19 protein-coding genes are annotated in these 19,760 nt (G+C 71.9%); 13 read left to right on the forward strand and 6 right to left on the reverse strand.

What is annotated here, in order from left to right:
* Positions 1–6 precede the first annotated feature (6 nt).
* Both ACZ418_RS28840 and ACZ418_RS28845 read left to right on the forward strand, forming a co-directional pair.
* Complete coding sequence (locus tag ACZ418_RS28840; protein ID WP_468368601.1) at positions 7–753, forward strand: M23 family metallopeptidase; 747 nt, start codon at positions 7–9, stop codon at positions 751–753.
* 199 nt (positions 754–952) lie between these two features.
* The gene (locus ACZ418_RS28845; RefSeq protein WP_468368603.1) at positions 953–1,639 is read left to right on the forward strand and encodes a GntR family transcriptional regulator; all 687 of its coding nucleotides are present in this window, start codon (positions 953–955) and stop codon (positions 1,637–1,639) included.
* A 148-nt stretch (positions 1,640–1,787) separates the two neighbouring features.
* On the opposite strand, the gene ACZ418_RS28850 is transcribed toward ACZ418_RS28845, so the two are convergent.
* Positions 1,788–2,069 (reverse strand): HPr family phosphocarrier protein, encoded by a 282-nt coding sequence (locus ACZ418_RS28850; protein WP_053655224.1) that lies wholly within the window; start codon positions 2,067–2,069, stop codon positions 1,788–1,790.
* Positions 2,070–2,246: 177 nt separating this feature from the next.
* On the opposite strand from ACZ418_RS28850, the gene ACZ418_RS28855 reads away from it, so the two are divergent.
* From ACZ418_RS28855 to ACZ418_RS28875, 5 genes are read left to right on the forward strand one after another with little or no spacing between them, the layout of a single operon-like run.
* Complete coding sequence (locus ACZ418_RS28855; RefSeq protein ID WP_468368606.1) at positions 2,247–5,126, forward strand: bifunctional acetate--CoA ligase family protein/GNAT family N-acetyltransferase; 2,880 nt, start codon at positions 2,247–2,249, stop codon at positions 5,124–5,126.
* 29 nt (positions 5,127–5,155) lie between these two features.
* Positions 5,156–5,569 carry a hypothetical protein gene (locus ACZ418_RS28860; protein ID WP_468368608.1) on the forward strand — a complete coding sequence of 138 codons (414 nt, stop codon included), beginning with the start codon at positions 5,156–5,158 and terminating at the stop codon, positions 5,567–5,569.
* A 10-nt stretch (positions 5,570–5,579) separates the two neighbouring features.
* Positions 5,580–6,167 carry a DUF5998 family protein gene (locus tag ACZ418_RS28865; RefSeq protein ID WP_468368611.1) on the forward strand — a complete coding sequence of 196 codons (588 nt, stop codon included), beginning with the start codon at positions 5,580–5,582 and terminating at the stop codon, positions 6,165–6,167.
* Positions 6,167–7,357 carry an alkaline phosphatase family protein gene (locus ACZ418_RS28870; protein WP_468368613.1) on the forward strand — a complete coding sequence of 397 codons (1,191 nt, stop codon included), beginning with the start codon at positions 6,167–6,169 and terminating at the stop codon, positions 7,355–7,357. The genes ACZ418_RS28865 and ACZ418_RS28870 overlap by 1 nt, the downstream gene beginning before the upstream one ends.
* A 44-nt stretch (positions 7,358–7,401) precedes the next feature.
* Positions 7,402–8,052, forward strand: coding sequence for a thymidine kinase (locus ACZ418_RS28875; protein WP_468368616.1), 651 nt, complete (start codon positions 7,402–7,404; stop codon positions 8,050–8,052).
* 68 nt (positions 8,053–8,120) lie between these two features.
* On the opposite strand, the gene ACZ418_RS28880 is transcribed toward ACZ418_RS28875, so the two are convergent.
* A complete protein-coding gene (locus tag ACZ418_RS28880; protein WP_468368619.1) occupies positions 8,121–8,912 on the reverse strand; it encodes a VOC family protein in 792 nt (263 codons plus the stop codon).
* A gap of 319 nt (positions 8,913–9,231) precedes the next feature.
* Between ACZ418_RS28880 and ACZ418_RS28885 the strand changes: the two genes are divergently transcribed.
* Complete coding sequence (locus ACZ418_RS28885) at positions 9,232–10,083, forward strand: sulfurtransferase (RefSeq protein WP_468368622.1); 852 nt, start codon at positions 9,232–9,234, stop codon at positions 10,081–10,083.
* Between the two features lie 86 nt (positions 10,084–10,169).
* Here ACZ418_RS28885 and sepH read toward each other — a convergent pair whose 3' ends face one another.
* Positions 10,170–11,210 carry a septation protein SepH gene (gene sepH, locus ACZ418_RS28890; protein ID WP_468368624.1) on the reverse strand — a complete coding sequence of 347 codons (1,041 nt, stop codon included), beginning with the start codon at positions 11,208–11,210 and terminating at the stop codon, positions 10,170–10,172.
* A gap of 480 nt (positions 11,211–11,690) precedes the next feature.
* On the opposite strand from sepH, the gene ACZ418_RS28895 reads away from it, so the two are divergent.
* Entirely contained in the window at positions 11,691–12,416 is a 726-nt protein-coding gene (locus ACZ418_RS28895) for a hypothetical protein (RefSeq protein WP_468368626.1), read from the forward strand.
* Here ACZ418_RS28895 and ACZ418_RS28900 read toward each other — a convergent pair.
* Together ACZ418_RS28900 and ACZ418_RS28905 are read right to left on the reverse strand one after the other, a co-directional pair.
* The gene (locus ACZ418_RS28900) at positions 12,340–13,659 is read right to left on the reverse strand and encodes a D-arabinono-1,4-lactone oxidase (RefSeq protein WP_468368628.1); all 1,320 of its coding nucleotides are present in this window, start codon (positions 13,657–13,659) and stop codon (positions 12,340–12,342) included. The two genes, ACZ418_RS28895 and ACZ418_RS28900, sit on opposite strands and share 77 nt — an antisense overlap.
* Positions 13,619–14,857 carry an MFS transporter gene (locus ACZ418_RS28905; protein WP_468368631.1) on the reverse strand — a complete coding sequence of 413 codons (1,239 nt, stop codon included), beginning with the start codon at positions 14,855–14,857 and terminating at the stop codon, positions 13,619–13,621. Before ACZ418_RS28905 ends, ACZ418_RS28900 begins: the two co-directional genes overlap by 41 nt.
* Positions 14,858–15,029: 172 nt before the next feature.
* On the opposite strand from ACZ418_RS28905, the gene ACZ418_RS28910 reads away from it, so the two are divergent.
* Both ACZ418_RS28910 and ACZ418_RS28915 read left to right on the forward strand, forming a co-directional pair.
* The gene (locus ACZ418_RS28910; RefSeq protein ID WP_468368633.1) at positions 15,030–16,157 is read left to right on the forward strand and encodes a ferrochelatase; all 1,128 of its coding nucleotides are present in this window, start codon (positions 15,030–15,032) and stop codon (positions 16,155–16,157) included.
* Positions 16,158–16,165: 8 nt separating this feature from the next.
* Complete coding sequence (locus ACZ418_RS28915; protein ID WP_468368636.1) at positions 16,166–16,981, forward strand: inositol monophosphatase family protein; 816 nt, start codon at positions 16,166–16,168, stop codon at positions 16,979–16,981.
* Between the two features lie 79 nt (positions 16,982–17,060).
* On the opposite strand, the gene ACZ418_RS28920 is transcribed toward ACZ418_RS28915, so the two are convergent.
* Complete coding sequence (locus ACZ418_RS28920; RefSeq protein WP_023546087.1) at positions 17,061–17,234, reverse strand: hypothetical protein; 174 nt, start codon at positions 17,232–17,234, stop codon at positions 17,061–17,063.
* A 417-nt stretch (positions 17,235–17,651) separates the two neighbouring features.
* Here ACZ418_RS28920 and ACZ418_RS28925 point away from each other — a divergent pair, with 417 nt between their 5' ends.
* On the forward strand, positions 17,652–18,305 hold the full coding sequence (locus ACZ418_RS28925; protein ID WP_023546086.1) for a response regulator transcription factor: 654 nt from the start codon (positions 17,652–17,654) through the stop codon (positions 18,303–18,305).
* 6 nt (positions 18,306–18,311) lie between these two features.
* The gene (locus tag ACZ418_RS28930; RefSeq protein WP_468368638.1) at positions 18,312–19,568 is read left to right on the forward strand and encodes a sensor histidine kinase; all 1,257 of its coding nucleotides are present in this window, start codon (positions 18,312–18,314) and stop codon (positions 19,566–19,568) included.
* Positions 19,569–19,760: the final 192 nt, after the last annotated feature.

Below are 19,760 nucleotides of genomic sequence, written 5' to 3' on the forward strand. Positions count from 1 at the left end.
CACTCCATGGCGTTCATGTGCGCCACCGGGAAGCACCGCAAGCCCGGCCGGGTCAAGCGCACCACCGCTCAGGCGGCGGGCATCGCGGCCCTCACCACCACCGGTGCCATCGGCACCCTCGCCGCCTCCCCGGCGCTCGCCGCCGAGAACACCGTGGGGCAGACCGGCCTCACACCGGTCCTCACCCTGAGCGACGACGTGGCCGAGCACATCGCCGCGCAGGCCGCCGCGCAGAAGCAGGCCGCCGAGCAGAAGGCGGCCGAGGAGGCCGCGGCGAAGAAGGCGAAGGAGGAGCGCGAGGCCAGGGCCCGCGCCGCCCGGGAGGCCGAGCGCAAGCGCCTGCTGAACACCTTCGTCGCCCCGATCGCGAACTCCTACGTCTCCACCGGCTACAAGGCGAGCAGCTCCCTGTGGTCCTCCGGCTCGCACACCGGCATCGACTTCCACGCGGCGAGCGGCACCCCGGTCCACGCGGTCGGCTCCGGCACCGTCGTCTCCACCGGCTGGGGCGGCGCGTACGGCAACCAGATCGTGATCAAGATGGCCGACGGCATGTACACCCAGTACGGCCACCTGTCGTCCATCGGCGTCTCGGTGGGCCAGCAGGTCACCCCGGGCCAGCAGATCGGCCTGTCCGGCGCGACCGGCAACACCACCGGCCCGCACCTGCACTTCGAGGCCCGTACGACCCCCGACTACGGCTCGGACGTCGACCCCGTCGCCTACCTCCGCAAGCACGGCGTGACCGTCTGACGCCCCTTCGCGCGACCTGCGAAGCCCCGGCTCACCGAGCCGGGGCTTTCGTCGTTTTTTCACGGGCGCCACCCGATCCGCTGACCAAAAAATATCCATGGATTCCGGCCCGCCGTCGGAAATTCCGGCTCATTGGAATAGAGTCACGGAACACGCGTCCATCGTCGACGTTTCACGGGGATTAAGGCGGAGGTCGGTCATGCGTATTCCGGCGCACTCGGTGTGCACGGCCATCCGGGACGACATCGTCGCGGGTGTCTACGAGCGCGGCGGCCGGCTGACCGAGGAAGTCCTGGCCCGCCGCTACGGCGTCTCGCGCGTCCCCGTCCGCGAGGCCCTGCGGACCCTGGAGGCCGAGGGCTTCGTGGTGACCCGCCGGCACGCGGGCGCGTGCGTGGCCGAGCCGACCGAGCAGGAGGCCGCCGATCTGCTGGAGATGCGCCTGCTGCTGGAGCCGCTCGGTGCCGCCAGGGCCGCCCAGCGGCGCACCGAGGCTCATCTGAAGGTGCTGCGCGGCCTGGTCAGGCTGGGCCAGGAGCGGGCTCGCAGGGGCAACAGCGACGATCTGCGCTCGCTGGGCGGCTGGTTCCACGAGACGCTCGCCCAGGCCTGTGGCAGCCCCTCGCTGACCGCGATGCTCAGCCAGCTGCGGCACAAGATCGCCTGGATGTACGCGGTGGAGGCGCCGCCGAGCCCGGTGGACTACTGGGCGGAGCACGGCGCCATCGTCGATGCGGTGGCGCGCGGCGACGGGGAGCGCGCGCGGGCGCTCACGGCGCTGCACACCGAGCGCGCGACGGCCGTGCACCGGCTGCGTTTTTCCGGGACCGGCGAGCGTGTGAGGACTTCGCAACACGCCGTAAACATGTCGGGCCTCCGGCATTAACACGGGCGCCGTATACAAAGAAGAGGTATTCGGCTGCGCTGTATTTCCCGCTGCCTCAATTCCGGTGTGCGCGCAAAGAGCCCGGAAACGCAGAGCCGCGCCGCCCGAAAAGGGGCGACGCGGCTCCGGCGTATCAGCGTGCTGCTGTTCAGACCGTCTCGGGCAGTTCCTCGAGGCCCTCGGCGACCAGCTTGGCCAGCCGGTCGAGGGCGACGTCCGCGCCCTCGGCGTCGGAGGCCAGCACGATCTCCTCGCCGCCCTGGGCGCCCAGGCCCAGGACGGCCAGCATGGAGGCCGCGTTGACGGGGTTGCCGTCAGCCTTGGCGATCGTCACCGGGACGCCTGCGGCCGTGGCGGCTCGGACGAAGATGGAGGCGGGGCGGGCGTGGAGGCCCTCGGCCCAGCCGACGTTGACGCGGCGCTCAGCCATGTGTTGCTGCCCTTCAGTCTTCAGGGTTGTCTAGACCAGTTTCCCATATCGTGAAGCGTGCCCCGAGCGGACCTTCGTCCGCCCGGTGTGGCGTCGGAACCGCGGCCTCGGTTCCGGCTTCCGTCCTCCACAGACTGCCCTGCGCCGTTGTCGGACGCGAGCCGTACTCTGGGGCCCATGCAGACCTCGGCGGACCGGCAGGACCGGCACCAGTACCCCGCCCACTGGGAGGCGGACGTGGTGCTGCGCGACGGTGGTACCGCGCGCATCAGGCCCATCACCGTTGACGACGCCGACCGCCTGGTCAGCTTCTACGAGCAGGTCTCGGACGAGTCGAAGTACTACCGCTTCTTCGCGCCGTACCCCAGGCTCTCCGCCAAGGACGTCCACCGCTTCACGCACCACGACTTTGTGGACCGGGTGGGACTCGCGGCCACCATCGGCGGCGAGTTCATCGCCACCGTACGCTATGACCGCATCGGCGCCGACGGCATGCCCGCCTCCGCACCCGCCGACGAGGCCGAGGTCGCCTTCCTGGTGCAGGACGCGCACCAGGGCCGCGGGGTCGCCTCCGCCCTGCTGGAACACATCGCGGCGGTCGCCCGCGAGCGCGGCATCCGCCGCTTCGCCGCCGAGGTGCTGCCCGCCAACACCAAGATGATCAAGGTGTTCACGGACGCCGGCTACACCCAGAAGCGCAGCTTCGAGGACGGCGTCGTACGCCTGGAGTTCGACCTCGAACCCACCGACCGCTCCCTCGCCGTGCAGCGAGCGCGCGAGCAGCGCGCCGAGGCCCGTTCGGTACGGCGGCTGCTCATGCCCGGCTCGGTGGCGGTCGTCGGCGTCGGCCGCGCCCCCGGCGGCGTGGGCCGCAGCGTCCTCGGCAACATCCGGGCAGCCGGCTACGGCGGCCGGCTGCACGCCGTGAACAAGGCCTTCCCGCAGGACCTCGGTGAGGTCGACGGGGTGCCGGCGTACCGGCACGTGCGGGACATCGGCGGTCCGGTGGACCTCGCCGTGGTCGCCGTACCGGCCGAGCATGTGCCCGACGTGGTCGCCGAGTGCGGGGAACACGGGGTGCAGGGGCTCGTCGTGCTCTCCGCCGGGTACGCCGAGAGCGGGCCCGAGGGGCGCGAGCGGCAGCGGGCCCTCGTGCAGCAGGCACGCGCGTACGGCATGCGGATCATCGGCCCGAACGCCTTCGGGATCATCAACACCGCGCCCGGCGTCCGGCTGAACGCGTCCCTCGCCCCGGAGATGCCCCGCACCGGCCGCATCGGGATGTTCGCCCAGTCCGGCGCCATCGGCATCGCCCTGCTGTCCCGGCTGCACCGGCGCGGCGGAGGGGTCACCGGGGTCACCGGCGTGTCCACCTTCGTCTCCGCCGGCAACCGCGCGGACGTCTCCGGCAACGACGTCCTCCAGCACTGGTACGACGACCCGGAGACCGACGTCGTCCTCATGTACCTGGAGTCCATCGGCAACCCGCGCAAGTTCACGCGCCTGGCGCGGCGGACGGCGGCGGCGAAGCCGCTGGTCGTGGTGCAGGGGGACGGTTCCGCGCCGCAGGGGCATGCGGTGCGGGCCACCCGGCTGCCGCACGCCACCGTCTCCGCGCTGCTGCGGCAGGCCGGGGTGATCCGGGTCGACACGATCACCGAGCTGGTCGACGCGGGGCTGCTGCTCGCGCGGCAGCCGTTGCCGGCGGGGCCGAGGGTGGCGATCCTGGGGAACTCCGAGTCGCTGGGCGTGCTGACGTACGACCGGTGTCTGGCGGAGGGGCTGCGTCCTTCGCGTCCGCTGGACCTGACGACCGGGGCGACGGCGGAGGACTTCCATCGGGCGCTGGGCGCTGCGCTGGCCGACGAGACGTGCGACTCCGTCGTGGTGACGGCGATCCCCGCGATCGGGGAAGCGTCGCCGGGGGATGCGGAGCTGGCGGAGGCGTTGCGGTCGGCTGCGGCTGCCGTTCCGGGGAAGCCGGTGCTGGTGGTGCATGTGGAGCTCGGGGGGCTTGCGGAGGCGTTGTCGGCGGCGGCGAGTACCGCACCTCACGCCGTTGAAAAGGCACCCGGCACTGAGGGGGGTGCGCACCGTCCCCCGCTCTCGGCTTCGTTCGAGCGGGGGGAGCCCCATCGCCCTGCGGAACGATTGCCCACCGCGGTACCGGAAGCGGCCAGTCCGCCGGAAGGCATGCACCTCATCCCCGCCTACCCCGCCGCCGAGCGTGCCGTCCGTGCCCTGGCCGAAGCCGTCAGGTACGGGCAGTGGCGGCGGGAGGCCATGGACCCGGGGAAGGTGCCCGAGTACGACGACATCGACGAGAAGGGGGCCGCGCGGCTGATCGGTGAGCTGCTCGCGCGCGGGGAAGGACTCACGATCTCCGACGCGGAGACCTGCGAGCTGCTCGGCAAGTACGGCATCCCCGTGCGGCGCGCCCTGCCCGCGCCCACCTCCGACGCCGCCGCCGAAGCCGCCCGCGCCCTCGGCTACCCCGTCGCCCTCAAGGCCACCGCCCCGCACCTCAGGCACCGCGCCGACCTGGGCGGCGTCCGTCTCGACCTCGCGGACGAGGAGCAACTGAGGCGGGCGTACGCCGAGTTGACCGAGCTGTTCGGCAAGCCGGAGGAGCTGCGGCCGGTGGTGCAGGGCATGGCACCGCGCGGCGTCGACACCGTCGTCCGGGCCGTGATCGACCCGGCGGCCGGGGCCGTGCTGTCCTTCGGGCTCGCCGGCGCCGCCTCCCAACTGCTCGGGGACATGGCGCACCGGCTCGTCCCGGTCACCGACCGGGAGGCGACCTCGCTGGTGCGGTCGATCCGCACGGCGCCACTGCTGTTCGGCTGGCGCGGCTCCACGCCCGTCGACACACCGGCGCTGGAGGAACTGCTCCTGCGGGTGTCCCGGCTGGTCGACGACCATCCGGAGGTGGTCGCCGTCACCCTGGAACCGGTCGTCGTCGCCCCACACGGCGTGAGCGTCCTCAGCGCCACGGTACGGCTCGCGCCGCCACCGGCCCGCGACGACCTGGGCCCGCGCACGATGCCGGCCTACTGATCACCTGCTGATCAGGGGAGGGGGACCGCATGGAGATCGCCGGCCGTCCGCTGCCCGAGGGCAGCTGGTGGGACTGGGAGGTGATCGTCCGGGACGGCGGGCAGCTGCGGCTGGCCGCCGGGTACGACCTCATGCATCACCACGGCCTGGAGATCGTCTTCACCGACCCGGGCTTCGTCTCGTGCCCGTCCGCCTTCCAGGACCCCGTCTTCCGCGAGCCCACCGCCGAGGAGGCGGCACGGCTGCGGCGAGCGCTGGGCGAAACGCTGCCCGTCGTGGTCGCGTTCGAGGCGGACGGCGGCGGACCCGAACCCGTCTCCTGCCTGATCGCCGCGCAGGGGCTGGACATCCTGCCGGGGCTCGTCCCGCGGCGCCCACGCGTGCGTGCGCAGGCCGAAGCCGGTCTTCGTGACTGGCCCGGAGCCCCCATGCCCACGGATTAGGATGGACGCCATGGCCAAGACCAGTACGACGACCCAGGGGCTGCGCGCGGCGATCGAGCGCAGCGGCTACTACCCGGCCCTCGTGGCCGAGGCGGTGGAGGCCGCTGTGGGCGGCGAGCCCGTCCGGTCGTACCTGGTCCACCAGGAGACCACCTTCGATCAGAACGAGGTGCGGCGGCATGTGACCGTGCTCGTCCTCACCGGCAACCGTTTCATCGTCAGCCACACCGACGAGCAGGCCGCCGACAGCACCTCTCCGACGCCGTACGCCACCACCTCCACCGAGTCCGTGAAGCTCGGCCGGATTTCGTCGGTCGTGGTCAGCCGGGTGGTCGCCAACCCCGAGCAGTACGCGCCGGGCACCCTGCCCCGCGAGGTCGTGCTGACCATCGGCTGGGGCGCGGTCAGCCGCATCGACCTGGAGCCCGCCGCCTGCGGCGACCCCAACTGCGACGCCGACCACGGCTACACGGGCAGCTCCACGGCGGACGACCTCAGCCTGCGCGTCAGCGAGGCCGGAGACGGCCCGGAGACGGTGCGCCAGGCGCTCGCCTTCGCACAGGCCATCTCGGAGGCGACCGCGGACATCGCCCGCTGATGTCCCAGCTCTCCGCCTGGGACCACCCGGAACCGCTCGCCCTGGACACCGCACCGCTGCCCGAGTACGGCACCGGCTCCCTCGCCGATCTGCTGCCCACCCTGGCCGCCGGCCTGGGTGTCCCCGGCATGACCGCGACGATTTCCGAGCTGACCGCGGCCGACCGGGTCTGTGTCCTGCTGATAGACGGGCTCGGCTGGGAGCAGCTGCGGGCGCACGCCGACGAGGCGCCCTTCCTGACCTCGCTGCTCGGCACCTCGCGCGGCGGCACCGGTCGTCCGCTCACCGCCGGCTACCCGGCGACCACCGCCGTCTCCCTCGCCTCCGTCGGCACCGGCCTGCCGCCCGGCGTCCACGGCCTGCCCGGCTACACGGTGCGCAACCCGGCCACCGGCGAGCTGATGAACCAGCTCCGCTGGCAGCCGTACACCGATCCGCGCGCCTGGCAGCCGTACCCCACCGTCTTCCAGCTGGCCCAGGCAGCCGGGGTGCACGCCGCCCAGGTGACCTCGCCCATCTTCGAGCACACCCCGCTCACCAAGATCGCGCTCAGCGGCGGCAGTTTCCACGGCCGGCTCAGCGGCGAGGAGCGCATGGACCTCGCGGCGGAACAGCTGGCCGCCGGGGACCGCTCGCTGGTCTACACGTACTACTCCGAGCTGGACGGCGCCGGACACCGCTACGGCGTCGCCTCCGACACCTGGCGCGGCCAGCTGATGTACGTCGACCGGCTCGCCCAGCGCCTCGCCGAGCAACTCCCGCCGCGCAGCGCGCTCTACGTCACCGCCGACCACGGCATGGTCGACGTCCCGTTCGACGACGAGCACCGCATCGACTTCGACACCGACTGGGAGCTGCGCGCCGGGGTCGCCCTGCTGGGCGGCGAGGGCCGGGCGCGGCACGTGTACGCAGTGCCGGGCGCCGAGAACGACGTACTGGCCGTCTGGCGCGAGGTGCTCGGGGAGCAGTTCTGGGTGGCCTCGCGGGACGAGGCGATCGCGGCGGGCTGGTTCGGGCCGCACATCGACGAACGGGTGTACCCACGGCTCGGCGACGTGGTCGCGGCCGCGTACGACGACGTCCTGATCATCGCGTCCGAGCGGGAGCCCAAGGAGTCGTCGCTGGTCGGCAACCACGGTTCGATGACGCCCGCCGAGCAGCTGGTCCCGCTGCTCGAAGTACGCTCCTGACCCCCGACCTGCCCGACCTCTCGCCGAAAGGTGCTCAACTCCTCATGCCCGAGCTGGTGTTCTTCTCCGGAACGATGGACTGCGGGAAGTCGACGCTGGCTCTGCAGATAGAGCACAACCGCTCCGCCCGGGGCCTCGTCGGCATGATCTTCACCCGGAACGACCGCGCGGGCGAGGGCAAGCTGTCCTCCCGGCTCGGGCTGGTCACCGACGCGGTGGAGGTCGCCGACGACCAGGACCTGTACGCCTCCCTCGTGGAGCACCTCTCGCAGGGCCGCCGGGCCGACTACGTGATCGCGGACGAGGCACAGTTCCTCGCGCCCGCGCAGATCGACCAGCTCGCGCGCGTGGTGGACGATCTCGGCCTTGATGTGTACGCCTTCGGGATCACCACCGACTTCCGCTCCAAGCTCTTCCCCGGCTCGCAGCGGCTGGTGGAGCTGGCCGACCGGATCGAGGTGCTCCAGGTGGAGGCCTTGTGCTGGTGCGGCGCCCGGGCCACGCACAATGCCCGCACGATAGGCGGCGAGATGGTGGTCGAGGGCGCCCAGGTGGTCGTCGGCGACGTCAACCAGGCGGCGGGCGAGGTCGGCTACGAGGTGCTGTGCCGGCGCCACCACCGCCGCCGCATGACCGCCGCAACGGCCCGCGCGGCGGCCCTGTCGCCGGACGTGCTGCCGGTGTCGTCCAGCTGACTCCGACTCGGGGACGGGCTGATCCCGCCCCGAAGGCCCAGTGCGGGCTCTGATCCTCCCCGCAGTGCTCAGTGCGGGTTCTGGATCACCGAGAACTCCGCGCCCTCCGGGTCCGCCACCGTCGCCACCCGGCCGTGTGGGCTGTCGTGCGGCTGTCTGATGACACGCCCGCCGAGGTCCGCCACCTGTCGCACCGTCGCGTCGGTGTCGGCGACCTCGAAGTACGTCTGCCAGTGCGGTCCGCGGTCGCGGGGCAGGCCATGGCCCACGCCGTGCAGTCCGGCCACCGGACGGCCGGCGAGATGGAGGGTCACGTAGTCGAAGTCGGCGGAGACCACCGGCTCCCGCTCGTAACCGAACACGGTCGCGTAGAACTTGGAGACGCTCTCGGTCTCGAAGGTCACCAGCTCGTTCCACGCGGGCGTGCCGGGCACTCCGGTGACCGTGGTGCCGAGGTGCGGGGAGCCCTGCCAGATGCCGAACACCGCCCCGGAGGGGTCCGCGGCGATGGCCAGCCGCCCGGCCTCGGCGGCGTCCAGCGGCCCGACCGCCACGGTGCCGCCGCACTCCCGCACCGTGTCGGCCGTCTGGTCCACGTCGTCCGAGGCGAGGTACGGCGTCCAGGCGATCGGCAGCCGGTGGTCCGGCGGCAGCTGACCCATGCCCGCCACCTCGTGCCCGTCGAGCAGTGCCCGCACGTACGGGCCGAGCTGCTGCGGGCCCGGCCGGAACTCCCAGCCGAACAGGTCACCGTAGAACTCCTCGGTGGCGGCCAGCCCGTGCGCCATGAGGCTCACCCAGCAGGGCGTGCCGGACGCACGCCGCGCGTGCGGGCCGGCCGGCTCCCGTGCCTCGGTCATCGATCACTCTCTCCCCGGCCCTCTCGGTGGCCGTGTCGCTTCCGCTCCCCGGAAGGGGAGTCCACGCCGGCGGCGGGTACGCCCGTGCCGGTGCCCGCATCCTCCACGCCGCGACGGGACTTACCGCGCCGACGCTCGGCGACACCTCTGGGAGGATGCCTGGTCTGCCGTCTTTCGCTGCTTCCTGACGAAGGCCGGCGGGTGCCCGCCGGCTGTACAGCACGTGCTCGATCCCGTACGCCGGGTGATCGAGACTGTCCGGCCGAGCAGAGTAGCCGGACCTGGACGCCGCGGCCACCCCTGGCGTATGCATGGCGCCATGACAGCCATCATCACCGCATCAGATCTCGCACACGAGCTGACCGGGGACCGCCCTCCGGTGCTGCTGGACGTGCGCTGGCAGTTGAGCCTGGCGAAGGCGGCGGGCGCGCCGGCCTTCGACGGGCGGGCCGAGTACGCGGCCGGGCACATCCCCGGCGCGGTCTTCGTCGACCTGGACCGGGAGCTGGCCGGCGCGCCCGGGGAGGCGGGCAGGCACCCGCTGCCGGACCTCGCGGAGTTCGGCGCCGCGATGCGCCGCGCGGGCGTGTCGGCCGACCGGCCGGTCGTCGTGTACGACGGCGGCCAGGGCTGGGCGGCCGCGCGCGCCTGGTGGCTGCTGCGCTGGACGGGTCACCCGGACGTGCGGGTCCTCGACGGCGGATTGCCGTCCTGGCAGGGCGAGCTGTCCACGCAGGTGCCGGCTGTGGCCGAGGGCGACTTCCGGCCGGCTCCTGCCGCGTCGGGCCTGCTGGACGCGGACGGGGCCGCGGCCCTGGCCCGCGCGGGTGTGCTGCTGGACGCGCGGGCGGGGGAGCGGTACCGCGGTGAGGTGGAGCCGATCGACCGGGTCGGCGGGCACATCCCGGGCGCGGTCTCGGCGCCGACGACGGAGAACGTGGGCCCCGACGGCCGCTTCCTGCCCGCGGTGGAGCTGCGGGACCGCTTCAAGGCCCTGGGCGTCTCCACGGACACCGAGGTGGGCGTGTACTGCGGCTCGGGCGTCTCCGCCGCCCACGAGGTGCTCGCGCTGGCCGTGGCGGGCATCCCGGCGGCCCTGTACGTCGGTTCCTGGTCCGAGTGGTCCTCGGACCCGTCCCGTCCGGTGGCGGTGGGCGCGGATCCGCAGTAGCGGCGGTCGAGAAGCGGGGCACGCACGCGTGCAGCCGGAAGTGGGGGCACGCGAGCGTGCCCCCACTTCCCGTTTCCTACGGCCGGTTACTCCTGCTTCTTGCGGCGCGTGCCGAACACGATCTCGTCCCAGCTCGGCACGGCGGCGCGGCGGCCGGGGCGGACGCCGTCGGCCTCGGCCTGGCGGTCGGTGGCGCCGATCAGCCGGTCGCGGTGGCTGCCTACGGAGCGGGGCATGAGGACGTCCGCGTAGGCCGAACCGGCCGAGGCGGCGGGGGCCGGGGGCTCCTCGGCGGCCGGCTCGCCGTCGGGTTCCTCCGGGTTCTCCGCCGGGCGCTCCGGGACCACCAGGTCGCCCCGGAAGCTCGGTACCGCCTCCAGCAGGCTGGTCAGCGAGTCGCGTTCGCCCGTGCTCTCCTCGGGAGGCTCGGAGGCCTGCGCGGGCAGAGTCGGCCGCTCCCGCTCGCCCCGGTCCAGCGCGCGGTCCATCGAACGCTCGCGTGGCAGGCGGGCGATGCGCGGGACGAACGGGAAGCTCGGCTCGGGCACGGCGAGGTCGTCGGACTCGCCGATCAGCGAGCGCGCCTCGTCGTCCACGGCCTGCACGAGCCGCCGGGGCGGGTCGTACGTCCAGCTCGCCGAGTGCGGTTCGCCCGCGACCCGGTAGACGAGGAGCACCTCCCAGGTGCCGTCGTCGCGGCGCCAGGAGTCCCACTGCACGGTGTCCTTGTCGGCGCCGCGCAGCAGCAGCCGCTCCTGCACGGCCTCGCCGAGCAGCGGCCCGGAGTTCTCGCCGGGGCGGCGGACCGGGGTCTTGCGGGCGCGCTCGGCCATGAAGGCACGCTCGGCCAGCACGGGCCCCTCGAAGCGCCGGACCCGGTCGACGGGGATGCCGGCGAGTTGCGCGACCTCTTCCGCGGTGGCACCGGCGCGTATACGCGCCTGGATGTCACGGGGGCGGAGATGGCTCTCGACCTCGATCTCGATCTGGCCGAGGCGCGGCCGGTCGCCGCGCACGGCGGCGCGCAGCCGTTCGTCGATCGGAAGGGTGTACTCCGTTGCGTCGGCAGCCTTGAGCACCAGCCGTGTGCCGTCATTCGAGACGGCCACGACACGCAGTTCGGGCATGGGGACCTCCCGGGTGGTGCCTGCCGACGTCACGTGCGTCGCTGCTTCCGCTAGTCGAGTGTGGCCTGCCCGGGTGCAGCCTGCCACAACCTTGCCGAGTTGCCCGGCGTGTCGGGCACGGGCCCTGGGCCGCCGTTATGGCACGGTTACCTATTCGCAACGCTAAGTGACCAAATTCGTCACCCTGTGCAACTAGCCCCCTCCCGGCGGTCCTTCAAGGCCGCGGACACCCTGGTAGGAGACCGGACCCAGGGTTCGCAACAGTACTCCATTTGGACCATGTGCGTGGATGGGCGCGCCGCCCAACTTCTGGCAAGGCGTGCGACTTGGTCGTCGGCAACCGGTTTCGCCGATCATGAACGTGGCGAACTTCACGCAATCCCCAGAAACGGAACTAATGGTTTCCGTCGTACGTCCCTATCTCGTGCAGTCGGTGGATCAATGTCGATCAAGTACGGGAAAGGCGGGCAAGTTCCGGGTATGCGTGAGACGCCCGATGCGGGTCGCAAGCGGATCGACCTGAGCGTCCCCCAGGTCGCGGGCAGTGCCCTCGCGGCCGTCGTGGCGGCCAAACTGGCGTCGTACTTCGGGGTCTACGGCACGATTCTCGGCGCGGGAGTCGTCAGCATCGTGGCCACCTGCGGGGGCACGCTGTTCCAGCACTTCTTCAAGCGGACCGGGGAGCAGCTGAGGGAGGCGGCGGTCGCGGTCCGTCCCAGGGAGCAAGTGCCACCGGCTCCGGGCGAGTTCAACGGGGGCACGGTCTACCGCGCGCGGGTGAAGAGCCGGCGGCGGCCGGTGCTCGCGGCCGCCGTCGTGTTCGGGGTGACCATGGCCGGCATCACGACGTATGAACTGGTGTCCGGCGACAGCTTCAGCGGCGGCACGGGTACGACGGTCAGCGGCGCCGTCACCGGTCGGGGCTCGTCCTCCTCGATGTCCGACACACCCGTCAAGTCCGAAGAGACACCGGCCCCTTCGGCCACACCGTCCCGCGAGCACGCGTCCGGTGCCGGCGACGGCAGGGCCCACAGCGCGACGCCGACGCCCGGCGACTCCCCGGGCGGAGAGGCGAGCGACGGCCCGAGCCCGTCGCCGACCCCCACGCCCAGCGCGTCCGACGCGACGCCTACGACCCCAGAACCCTCCGCAAGTAGTCGTTCTGGAACAGCCGTTCCGGGTCAAGACGGTCCCTCAGCGCAGTGAACTCGCCGAAACGCGGGTACACGCGCGTGAAGTACTCGGCGTCCCGGGTGTGCACCTTGCCCCAGTGCGGCCGGCCCTCGTGCGCGGTGAAGATGCGCTCCGCCGCGGTGAAGTAGGCCTGGTAGGGCGTGCCCCGGAACATGTGGACGGCGACATAGGCGGTGTCCCGGCCGGAGGCGGTGGACAGGGTGATGTCGTCGGCCGGGGCTGTGCGCACCTCGACGGGGAAGCTGACGCGCAGCCCCGAGCGCTCGACCATGTTCTTCAGCTCGCCCAGCGTCTCCGCCAGGGCCGCGCGGGGGACGGCGTACTCCATCTCCACGAAGCGCACCCGGCGCGGTGAGGTGAACACCTTGTACGGGATGTCCGTGTACGTCCGCGCGGACAGGGCCTTGCTGGAGATCTGGGCGATGGCGGGAATGGTGGCGGGGGCGGCGCGGCCGACCCACTGGGCCACCTGGAAGACGCCGTTGGAGAGGAACTCGTCCTCGAACCAGCCGGCCAGCTGCCCCACGGGCTGTTCGGGACCGGCGCTGCGGTTGTTCCGCTTGGTGTTGGTGTTGCCGGTGTGCGGGAACCAGTAGAACTCGAAGTGCTCGTTCTCCGCCCAGAGTTGGTCGAACTCGGCGAGGACCCGGTCGAGGGGCATCGGCTCCTCGCGCGCGGTGAGCAGGAAGATCGGCTCCACGGCGAAGGTGATCGCGGTGACGATGCCGAGGGCGCCGAGGCCTATCCGGGCGGCCGCGAAGACCTCGGGGTTCTCCTTCTCGGAGCAGGTGAGCACCGAGCCGTCCGCCGTGACGAGTTCGAGCCCTTTGATCTGGGCGGCGATCGAACCCGACTCGCGGCCCGTGCCGTGCGTGCCGGTGCTGGTGGCCCCGGAGACGGTCTGCTCCATGATGTCGCCCATGTTGGTGAGCGACAGCCCCTCGCGCGCCAGAGCCGCATTGAGTCTCTTGAGCGGGGTGCCGGCCTCGACCGTGACCGTCATGGATTCACGATCAATCTTGCGAATGCCCGTCAACAGTTGAGGGCGGATCAATACACCGTCGGTGGCGGCTATAGATGTGAAGGAGTGGCCGGTCCCGACCGCCTTCACCTTCAGGCCGTCCTCGGCGGCCCGCCGCACCGCCGCCGTCAGCTCCTCCACCGACGCCGGCGTGACCTGCCGGGCGGGCCGGGCGGAGACGTTCCCGCCCCAGTTACGCCAGGTGCCGTTCTTCCCGCTCGCTGTGCTGCTCAACGGTGCCTCCCCGACCCGCGGCCGGCCTGCGCAGCCGGCGGTACCCGAGGAAACCGACCGCGACCGCGACGGCGCCGGACACGGCCGGAACCCCGTACCCCGCCCGCGCCCCGGCGGCGTCGATCACCGATCCGGCCACGGACGAGCCGAGCGCGACCCCGACCGCGAGGCCGGTGCTCACCCAGGTCATGCCCTCGGTGAGCTGCGCGCGAGGTACGTGCTCTTCGATGAGGGACATCGTCGTGATCATCGTCGGTGCGATGGACAGCCCCGCAACGAACAGCGCCACGGCCAGAAGCGGCAGGTTTCCGACCAGTAGGAGGGGGATCATACTCACGGCCATCGCCGCCACGCCCAGCAGCCAGCGGCGTTCCGGCGTCCCGGCGAACCGCAGCAGCCCGAAGACCACCCCGGCCACGCAGGATCCGGCCGCGTACAGCGCCAGGACCACGCTCGCGGCGCCCTTGTGGCCGCGCTCGTCGGCGAAGGCGACGGTGACCACGTCCACCGACCCGAAGATCGCGCCGGTCGCCACGAAGGTGGCCACCAGCACCTGCAGCCCGGCCGAGCGCAGGGCCGTACCGCCGCCGTGGTGCTCGCGCGGGTGCGGCTCCGGTTCGGTGGCGCGCTGGGCGGTGAGCCAGAAGACGCCGGCGGCCAGGAAGCAGGCGGCGAGCAGCGGCCCCGCCTCCGGGAACCAGGCCGTGGACAGCCCGATGGAGATGATCGGGCCGAAGATGAAGCAGACCTCGTCGACGACCGACTCGAACGAGTACGCGGTGTGCAGCCTGTCGGTGCCCCGGTACAGCGCCGCCCAGCGGGCCCGGATCATCGCGCCCAGGCTCGGCACCGAACCGATCCCGGCGGCGCACCCGAACAGCACCCGGTCCGGCCACTTCAGGTGCGCGGCGAGCAGCAGCCCGGCCGCCGCCGTGAGGGCCACCAGGGTCGCGGGACGCAGCACCCGGCGCTGCCCGTGCCGGTCGACCAGCCGGGAGATCTGCGGCCCGATCGCCGCGGCGGACAGCGCGATGGTGGCCGACAGCGCCCCGGCGAGCCCGTACCGCCCGGTCAGCTGGGAGACCATCGTGACCACGCCGATGCCCATCATCGACAGCGGCATCCGGCCGAGGAATCCCGCGGCGGAGAACGCCTTGGTGCCGGGTTCGGCGAACAGGGCTCTGTAGGGGCTGGACACGGGGTCTCCGAAGCGGCTCGGTAAGGCGCGAATGCGGCTGATACAGCTTACGAATTAGGTGACCCTAATTGCATCTCGTTTAACGCCGGGAAAAACCGGCATAAACCGGCTGGGACCCGACTCGTCACCCGGCTGTTTCCTGGCTGTCAGTACCGAGTGGCAGGATCGAGACATGCCAGACGCGCTCGATGCCACCCCGTACGACGCCCTGCTCCTGCTCTCCTTCGGCGGCCCCGAAGGCCCGGACGACGTGGTCCCGTTCCTGGAGAACGTCACGCGCGGGCGCGGCATCCCGAAGGAACGCCTGAAGGAAGTCGGGCAGCACTACTTCCTGTTCGGCGGGGTCAGCCCCATCAACGACCAGAACCGCGCCCTGCTGGACGCCCTGCGCAAGGACTTCGCCGAGCACGGCCTGGACCTGCCGGTCTACTGGGGCAACCGCAACTGGGCGCCGTATCTGACGGACACCTTGCGCGAGATGGTCGCCGACGGCCGCCGCCACATCCTCGTGCTCGCCACCAGCGCCTACGCCTCCTACTCGGGCTGCCGCCAGTACCGCGAGAACCTGGCCGACGCGCTGGCCACCCTGGAGGCCGAGGGCCTGCCGCTGCCGAAGATCGACAAGCTGCGGCACTACTTCAACCACCCGGGCTTCGTCGAGCCCATGGTCGACGGCGTGCTGCGCGCCCTCGAAGACCTCCCCGAGGACGTCCGTGCGGGCGCCCACATCGCCTTCACCACCCACTCCATCCCGACCTCCGCGGCCGACACCTCCGGTCCCGTCGAGACCCACGGAGAGGGCGGCGCCTACGTCGAGCAGCACCTGGACGTGGCCCAGCTGATCGCCGACGCCGTCCGCGAGCACACCGGCGTCGACCACCCCTGGCGGCTGGTCTACCAGTCGCGCTCCGGCGCCCCGCACATCCCGTGGCTGGAGCCGGACATCTGCGACCACCTTCAGGAGCAGCACGCGGCGGGCGTCCCGGCCGTCGTCATGGCGCCCATCGGCTTCGTCTCCGACCACATGGAGGTCCTCTACGACCTCGACACCGAGGCCAAGGCCAGGGCCGAGGAACTGGGCCTGCCGGTACGCCGCTCGGCCACCGTCGGCGCCGACCCCCGGTTCGCCGCCGCCGTCCGCGACCTGATCACGGAGCGCGCCGCCGTGGAGCGCGGCCAGGAGGTCACCCCGTGCGCCCTGGGCGCGCTGGGCGCGAGCCACAACCTCTGCCCGGTCGGCTGCTGCCCCGCCCGTGCGCCCCACCCGGCCGCCGCCGGCGCCGACAGCCCCTACGCATGAGGAGACCCGTGACCGACCCCCTGCCCCGGGAACTGCTGGAGCTGGCCCAGGAGGCCGCCCGCCGCGCCGGTGAGCTGCTGCGGGACGGCCGACCGGCCGACCTGGCCGTGGCGAGGACCAAGTCCAGCCCGATCGACGTCGTCACCGAGATGGACATCGCGGCGGAGAAACTGATCACCGACCTGATCTGCGGCCGGCGGCCCGACGACGGCTTCCTCGGCGAGGAGGGCGCCTCCGTGGCGGGCACCAGCGGCGTCCGCTGGGTGATCGACCCGCTCGACGGCACGGTGAACTACCTGTACGGGCTGCCGACCTGGGCGGTGTCCATCGCGGCCGAGCAGGACGGCGAGACCGTCGTCGGGGTCGTCGCCGCTCCGATGCGCGGCGAGACGTACCACGCGGTACGTGGCGGCGGCGCGTGGGCCACCGGCGCATGGGAGGGCGAGCGGGCGCTCGCCTGCCGCCCCGCGCCCCCTCTCGACCAGGCGCTGGTCTCCACCGGCTTCAACTATGTCGCCGCGGTCCGCGCCCACCAGGCCGAGGTGGCCGGCCGGCTGATCCCGCTGCTGCGGGACATCCGGCGCAGCGGCTCTGCGGCGGTCGACCTGTGCGATGTGGCCTGCGGCCGGCTCGACGGGTACTACGAGCGGGGGCTGAACGCGTGGGACTTCGCGGCGGGTGACCTGATCGCCCGGGAGGCGGGCGCGCTGGTCGGTGGGCGGCCCGGAGAGCGGCCGTCGCCGGATCTGACCGTCGCCGGGTCGCCGGGGGTGTTCCAGCCGCTGCAGGGGCTGCTGGAGGAGTTCGGGGCGTGGCACGACTGACCGAGCCCGCAGGTGAGAAACGGACAGGACCCCCGGCGCTGGATTCGCCGGGGGTCCCGCTGTTGCGCTTTCGGGCCGATCAGACGCGTGACGCGCCGACCTCCACACCGTGTTCGGCGGCGAGGCGTCGCAGGTCGTCGAGCTCTGCCTGCTCCACTTCGACGAGGAAGTCGTCACCCTCGTCACGAGCCCGCGACAGGTCGGACTCGGTCGCCCTTATGCGCTGCAGAAGTCCTGCGGTGAAAGCGTCCATGCTGCGCCCCCTCGTCCTGGGTCGTGGGTCGGTGGCACGGGGGTGTGCCTGTTTGGGAAAGGGGCGATCACGTCTCTCACGGGTGCCCAGCGCTGCCCTGCTGGGCGGCGACGGTGCCGGACACCCGCGCCCACTCTGCGGAAGCGGATCGCGGAGTACCGCATGGTGCTGCGGCACATGCAGAGCGTGATCGCGGGGTGTAAAGCCGTCCTCCCCCCGCTCCCTCACCCGGAAACCTCAACCGGAGGAGAAAATCTCGTATTCCCGCCCCGGGGCGCGGATCTGTGCGGTCCGCAACCCGCCTTACAGCCGACTTACGGCCGAAAAGGGCAGGATGGAGGTCACACCCCACGAACACCCCTGCCCGCACGCGCCCACGGCGCGCTACGCGGGTGGACATGAGGAAGGACAAGCGACGTGCGCGTACTCGTCGTCGAGGACGAGCAGCTGCTCGCCGATGCGGTGGCCACCGGACTGCGCCGGGAGGCCATGGCCGTCGACGTCGTGTACGACGGTGCGGCCGCCCTGGAGCGCATCGGCGTCAACGACTACGACGTGGTCGTCCTCGACCGCGACCTCCCGCTGGTGCACGGCGACGACGTCTGCCGCAAGATCGTCGAGCTGGGCATGCCCACGCGCGTGCTCATGCTCACCGCGTCCGGCGACGTCAGCGACCGGGTCGAGGGCCTGGAGATCGGCGCCGACGACTATCTGCCCAAGCCCTTCGCGTTCAGCGAGCTGATCGCGCGCGTGCGTGCGCTCGGCCGTCGTACGAGCGTTCCCCTGCCGCCGGTCCTGGAGCGCGCCGGCATCAAGCTGGACCCCAACCGCCGTGAGGTCTTCCGCGAGGGCAAGGAGATCCAGCTCGCGCCCAAGGAGTTCGCGGTGCTGGAGGTGCTCATGCGCAGCGAGGGCGCGGTGGTCTCGGCGGAGCAGCTGCTGGAGAAGGCCTGGGACGAGAACACCGACCCGTTCACCAACGTCGTGCGGGTGACCGTGATGACCCTGCGGCGCAAGCTGGGCGAGCCGCCGGTGATCGTCACCGTCCCCGGCTCCGGCTACCGGATCTGATCCGCCATGGCCGCCACACCCGCGCCGCCCCAGGCGCCACCGAAACCCACCTGGGACCCCAGGAGGCCGCAGCCCCCCTTCCCGTGGCTGCGCCCGACCATCCGCATACGGCTCACGCTGCTCTACGGCGGCATGTTCCTGATCGCCGGCATCCTGCTGCTGTCGATCATCTACCTGCTGGCCGCGCAGGCGATCAGCACCGGAAACCAGCCACTGTTCAAGATCGTCAGCGGGACGAACATCCGGGTCACCAGCGACAACTGCCCCGCGATCACCGCGATCAACTCCAACCCGGTGCCGCTGTCGGACTTCAACGAAGTGATCGCCCACTGCGTGGACCAGCAGCGCCAGGCGGCTCTGGACGACCTGCTCAGCCGCTCCCTGCTGGCTCTGCTGGGCCTCGCCGTGATCGCCTTCGCGTTCGGTTACGCGATGGCCGGCCGCGTGCTGTCCCCGCTCGGCCGGATCACCCGCACCGCCCGTCAGGTGGCCGGTTCCGACCTGTCCCGCCGGATCGAGCTGGACGGCCCGGACGACGAGCTGAAGGAGCTGGCGGACACCTTCGACGACATGCTGGAGCGGCTGCAGCGGGCCTTCACCGCCCAGCAGCGCTTCGTCGGCAACGCCTCCCACGAGCTGCGCACCCCGCTCGCGATCAACAGAACGCTTCTCGAGGTCCATCTGTCGGACCCGAACGCGCCGGTGGAGCTGCAACAGCTGGGCAAGACGCTGCTGGCCACCAACGAGCGCAGCGAGCAGCTCGTCGAGGGCCTGCTGCTGCTCGCCCGCAGCGACAACCAGATCGTCGAGCGGGGGCCCGTCGACCTGGCCGAGGTCGCCACCCAGGCCATCGACCAGGTGCACGCCGAGGCCGAGGCCAAGGGCGTGAAGATCCGCGGCGAGCGCAAGCCGGCGGTGGTGCAGGGCAACGGCGTGCTGCTGGAGCGGATCGCGCTGAACCTGGTGCAGAACGCGGTGCGGTACAACGTGTCCGATGAGGGCTGGGTCGAGGTGACCACCGAGGTCCAGCACGGGCAGGCGGTGCTGACCGTCACGAACACCGGGCCGGTGGTGCCGGCGTACGAGATCGACAACCTCTTCGAGCCCTTCAGACGGCTCCGTACGGAGCGCACGGGCAGCGACAAGGGTGTGGGACTCGGCCTGTCCATCGTCCGGTCCGTGGCCCGCGCGCACGGCGGCCACATCGTGGCGCAGCCCCGTGAGGGCGGCGGTCTGGTGATGCGGGTCACCCTGCCGCTGTGATCCGGGACCGGGCCGCCGGGGCCCGGAACCGACACACGCGGGAGATGTTCGCTTCACGCGGAATTTTTCAGCCGCCGAATGGGCTTGCCGTTGTGTGATCGATCACATGCACGGATTTTCAGCCATGTACTCTCTGTGATCATGAAACATGGCAGAAAGCCGGGAAAGTCCCAGTTTTCAGGGCTCATGATC

It is taken from the genome of Streptomyces sp. NPDC030820 (genome assembly GCF_055572075.1).